The organism is Moorena sp. SIO2C4, from assembly GCF_010672485.1.
GTDB lineage: Bacteria > Cyanobacteriota > Cyanobacteriia > Cyanobacteriales > Coleofasciculaceae > Moorena > Moorena producens.
Genome location: NZ_JAAHGN010000595.1, coordinates 1 through 4,644 on the forward strand (window position 1 = coordinate 1; position 4,644 = coordinate 4,644).

5 protein-coding genes are annotated in these 4,644 nt (G+C 43.5%); 3 read left to right on the forward strand and 2 right to left on the reverse strand.

The window, feature by feature from the left end:
* Positions 1-488 precede the first annotated feature (488 nt).
* Together F6K20_RS25225 and F6K20_RS25230 are read left to right on the forward strand one after the other, a co-directional pair.
* A complete protein-coding gene (locus tag F6K20_RS25225; protein WP_008177667.1) occupies positions 489-818 on the forward strand; it encodes a hypothetical protein in 330 nt (109 codons plus the stop codon).
* Positions 819-866: 48 nt separating this feature from the next.
* Positions 867-1,445: a hypothetical protein gene (locus tag F6K20_RS25230; protein ID WP_008177665.1), complete on the forward strand. Its 579-nt coding sequence runs from the start codon at positions 867-869 to the stop codon at positions 1,443-1,445.
* 150 nt (positions 1,446-1,595) lie between these two features.
* On the opposite strand, the gene F6K20_RS25235 is transcribed toward F6K20_RS25230, so the two are convergent.
* Both F6K20_RS25235 and F6K20_RS25240 read right to left on the reverse strand, forming a co-directional pair.
* Complete coding sequence (locus tag F6K20_RS25235; protein WP_008177664.1) at positions 1,596-2,405, reverse strand: hypothetical protein; 810 nt, start codon at positions 2,403-2,405, stop codon at positions 1,596-1,598.
* A 313-nt stretch (positions 2,406-2,718) separates the two neighbouring features.
* The gene (locus tag F6K20_RS25240; RefSeq protein ID WP_044491798.1) at positions 2,719-3,519 is read right to left on the reverse strand and encodes a type 1 glutamine amidotransferase; all 801 of its coding nucleotides are present in this window, start codon (positions 3,517-3,519) and stop codon (positions 2,719-2,721) included.
* A 497-nt stretch (positions 3,520-4,016) separates the two neighbouring features.
* Between F6K20_RS25240 and lgt the strand changes: the two genes are divergently transcribed.
* On the forward strand, positions 4,017-4,644 hold a 628-nt coding region (gene lgt, locus F6K20_RS25245), incomplete at its 3' end, for a prolipoprotein diacylglyceryl transferase (protein ID WP_287296462.1).

The following is a 4,644-nucleotide window of genomic DNA, read 5'->3' on the forward strand; positions in this document are numbered from 1 at the left end:
GGAAACCCCCAAGACCGCTTAGGTGCGCTTTCCGTTGGCGAATTAAATTCGCCACGGGTCGCACCTCTGCATCGCTTACAAAGGGTGTGAGACTAATGTCGATGTCCTAACTGCCCTGGCGACTGCTATATATTTTATTCTATCCCACTCTCCCAGTCCGACCGTTGGTTGTTCTCGGACAAAAGATGATGTTAAACGTCAGGCAAGAAGATATCGATTTTGCCTGCAAGCCTTTTCCCTTTTCACCCTCTTCCATTTCTGGTGAGTGATTGGTATACATCAACTCAAACACAACAAAAACGCAATCGCAAACATCCAAACTTCATCCTTAAACTATAGCATCAATTCAGTAATTTTTCGTACACTTTAGGCGTTCGGTGAAGAGGACTGTGAACCATGAATAACCCTAGGATAACGACCGCCATTGATTACTGAATTGGGATCCTAGTAAGCCTTATTTCTATATCTCAATCAACTTAACTATACTTATGAACCATCGTTATTGGAGAACCTTTATCGAAGCAGCTGCTCTCACTACCTGCCTGATGTTTGTCAATGGGATTCCCCCAATGACTGAAAATTTTATCTCTGGAACCCTGATAAATAATAAGTTTTTCCAGAATTATAAGGATGGGGTTAAGGAAGTAGTCGCTCAACAATCTACTTACCCGTTGAATATTTCATCACTATCATTCTTAGGGAGCGTAGATAGTTTACCTGAAACCTTATGGCATGTCAAGTTTAACCAATTAACAGCATCAACGGTTAGCGGGGAATATTTCATTGATTCTGCCTTCAGCTTAGGAAGTTTTCAATGATGCTATTCATAGGTTTATTAGACTATAAATAGATAATCAGGAGTTAAAATGTTACAAGTGTGTCTACAGCAATCCTGGCCCCAGGATAAACCAATTAGCAAAATTATATTTCCAGCAATTTTACCAAGCAGCTTGGGAAATTTTGCCACCTTATGCTTGATGTTATCTCCAGAAGAAATTCAGTATTATCTATTCAGCAAGCCCCACAGTCAATTTGTCTTCATCAATTCGCCTCATCCGATGCTACTATGGGTTACTGTACTTCAGTCTAAAGCACAGGACTCTCGGTTACTCCCTTGTTATCTAGACTTGAAAACCTCGAAAGTTCAGACCATTACTCGTTGCTTAGCAGATAAAGGCTTCTATCGACTACTTTTGTTTTCCACTGAAGAACCACAACGCTGTAACCAGGTAATGACCGTAACGCTTAAACCCCAACAATGCCAAATGTTACAAGAGTCGGCTAATACTGGTCAAACCTCACAACCTATAGCTCAACCCATAGTCAGCAGACGCATACTAAAGCTCAAATTTGAACAACTAAAATCCCAACTGTTGAATAAATGGGATGCTCTGGACAGGTTTAATTACCCAACCCAGCCAGAACTTGCTCATTCCATTTCCTAGTTCCTAGCTTTTTATAACCTTAGGTAGTATTATATCATTGCTAGTATGATATAATTTACCGTTGAATACTTATCATTGTGGCCAGCTGGCTGATTAGTCATTAGTTATTCGGTACATATGACAAATAACAAACTAATTATCGAGATTTTCCTAATTGTTCACAATTGGCAAAAACTCCTTTCTCTGTGATGAATATTCCCAGGCAATTCCGTCTGGATCTTTACTTTGACTCCATTGTGAAAAGTCGGCATCAGATTTACGTTTACCAACTGTGCTGGCATGAACATTCAGTCGCTTGGCTAATTCGGCTTGGATCAGAGGTTGATAAACTTTCTTATCCTGCTTCTTTTTGACCCGGTTTTTTTGATCACCTGAAGCGTCAGCAGTCAAGGCAGCTAGTTTAGAGGCAACAGATTCTTGTGATCGTGGATTTTCTTGCAGTTTTGGGATGTCATTGCTAGAGAACTCATCTTGTTGGAGCTGTAGTTCCAAAGACGGGGTTGCTTGACTGGTGTTGGATTCACTCTCAGGCTCGAAGGAGGATTCACTTTCAGGGTCGAAGGAGGGTTCACTCTGATCAAAGATACTACCGAGAGCGCTAGCAGTCAGAAAGTAATAAACAGTGCCAATGTCATCATAGGTTTTACTCTGAGCTCCAAACTCCTCTGCCTTTTTGTCTAAATACTGTTTGGCTGCAGTTCCAGAAATATCCGCCTTGATCGACAAGTCCATGGGTGTCAGACAGCCTTGGTTATCTTTAATCAGTTGATTGAAGAAGGGATTAACTTTCCGAGTCCACTTCTGCCATTGATATTGCTGCCAAAGCCTGATGATGATAATCAAGATTAGCATTGCCAGTACGATCGGCCATGCCTTTAGCAACAGAACCATCACCAATGCGAAGGGGATGATTAGAATGAGAATTCCAGTGGCACTGCTATCGATTACTTTTCCAGTCATCTGACTTTACGGGGTAGGGAAACCGCGTCTGTCTTGGTGCGCGTTCCCATGGCGAGGGAACCTCGCCGGGGTCGCACCGCTTTTTAAAGCGCGGAGGAACTACGAAACCAGCGGTTTTAACCGCCGTCAAAGAACCTCATCCCTCGCTCAAGTGCTTGGGAGGGGGTATAGTTAATAGTTTATTCGTTTACGAGGCATTGAGGGGCTATCCACTCAAGTCGGGACTGTGGATGATTAGTAATTGGTAAACATTTCTACTATTACCGATTACCGATTAGCCGTAAGAGTCACGACTTCTTGCTACTAGTCCTAGTCAACTCAGGTTAGTCAGGGCAAGACGTTTAAACATCGCCACCCTTGCCTTGGTTGCTAAGGTATCATCCAGTGGTTCTAAGGACACTGGTATATCATACTTTTGCTTGAGGGCAGTTTGGATCAGCCAATCAGCAAGAAAGGGGTTTTTCGGTAACAGCGGACCGTGGGAGTAGGTTGCGATCGCATTTCGATAAAATGCTCCTTCTGTGCCATCTTCCCCATTGTTACCATATCCTTTGACCACTTGAGCTAGGGGTTCGACATTACCTAAATAGGTACGACCACCGTGATTTTCAAAGCCAATCACTACTGGATTTTTCCCCAGCATAGCCTTTAAGTCTTGGGCTAGGGGTGATGCAGTAATCTCAAATACCACATTACCAATGCAACGGCGAGCATCTACGCCAGGATGCTTGCTGACCAAATCCAGCAACCCTAATCCCTGAATCCGCTTACCTAGAGCGGGTTCATAGTAGTTACCTAGCAATTGAGGTGAGCCACAGGTAAATACTCCCGGTACACCTGCTTCAATTTTTTCTTGTAGGGCATTGGCTTTGCTACCTTGTAAGTCTCGCATAACAATTTCTTGCTGTCTATCTTGAGCACCACCACCCATGAAGATATCCACTTTATAGAATTGCTCAGCAGGGGTTTGCTGATCCAGGGGGATTAGATTGACTCTAATGCCTCGCCACTGGGTTCGTTGTTGTAAGCAGATGACATTACCACGATCACCGTAGGTACTCATTAGGGTAGGGTAAAGCCAGCCTATAGTTAATTCTAGTTGTTCGGAATTCATCTTGGGTTGAAGGTGATTTGGTTGTTGGCCTTTGGGGTCCCTGGTCGGGTAGGTTGAACGCGATGGACGGAGTCCCGCAATCGAGCGATCGCGTGGCCTTTTGGCCAAGGTCAGAAGGTTGTTCGCAAAGCGTGACCGAAGGTCAAGGTTTTTCTATGGATAAGTTACGCTAATTTCTTGGAATCACAAAACTTTGACAACTATATAGTCCATTTATACTGTCTGCTGAGCAGTTATAGGAGAAGCTGATCTAAGCCTTTGCTTCCCACCATCGCACTCCAGATTAGGAAATGCTAGAGAGCTGGTCAAGTAATAGAAGTTGACAAAATTAGCAATAGCTAGACCAAGCACTTGTACAGGATATTTCTATCACCTGACCACCCCATTATCCCATTATCCCATTACCCCATCATCAATTTACTTAGTTTTCTGATGACTTAACCGATGCTCTAGGGGACTACAATGAAACTTGTGGTTTGCTGCCTATGGATAAATCAATGCTGCAAGCAATCTCTGCTCTAACCCTAGGGTTCCAATTTACTTCTCCTGGGCCAATCATCGTTGAACTCGGACCCCTAACAATCCGCTGGTACGGACTATTGATTGCCTCAGCAGTGTTAATTGGAGTTAGCCTTTCCCAATACCTAGCCAAGAGTCGTAACGTTAACCCAGATTTGTTGGGCGACTTGGCTATCTGGCTGGTGATTTCTGCGATTCCTGGAGCCAGACTTTACTATGTCTTGTTTCAGTGGAAACAATACGCCCAGCGTCCAGACCAAATTATTGCGATTTGGAATGGTGGGATTGCCATTCATGGCGCTATCTTGGGTGGTATCTTAGCTGCAATAATTTTTGCCCGCCTCAATAAACTGTCTGTCTGGCTGTTAGTTGATCTAGTAGTTCCTTCCCTGATATTAGGTCAAGCCATCGGACGTTGGGGTAATTTCTTTAATTCCGAAGCCTTTGGGGCTCCCACGGATTTGCCTTGGAAATTGTATATTCCACTAGGACAGCGTCCCCTAAGCTTTAATAATTTTGACTATTTCCATCCGACTTTTCTGTATGAGTCTGTGTGGAACTTATTGGTCTTTGGGTTACTGATGACTCTGTTCTTTCGGGATTTAC

Bases quoted from the DNA above. Each gene is read 5' to 3' on its own strand.
- F6K20_RS25225 (WP_008177667.1), top strand. From the start codon at position 489: ATGAACCATCGTTATTGGAGAACCTTTATCGAAGCAGCTGCTCTCACT.
- F6K20_RS25235 (WP_008177664.1), bottom strand. From the start codon at position 2,405: ATGACTGGAAAAGTAATCGATAGCAGTGCCACTGGAATTCTCATTCTA.
- F6K20_RS25230 (WP_008177665.1), top strand. From the start codon at position 867: ATGTTACAAGTGTGTCTACAGCAATCCTGGCCCCAGGATAAACCAATT.
- F6K20_RS25240 (WP_044491798.1), bottom strand. From the start codon at position 3,519: ATGAATTCCGAACAACTAGAATTAACTATAGGCTGGCTTTACCCTACC.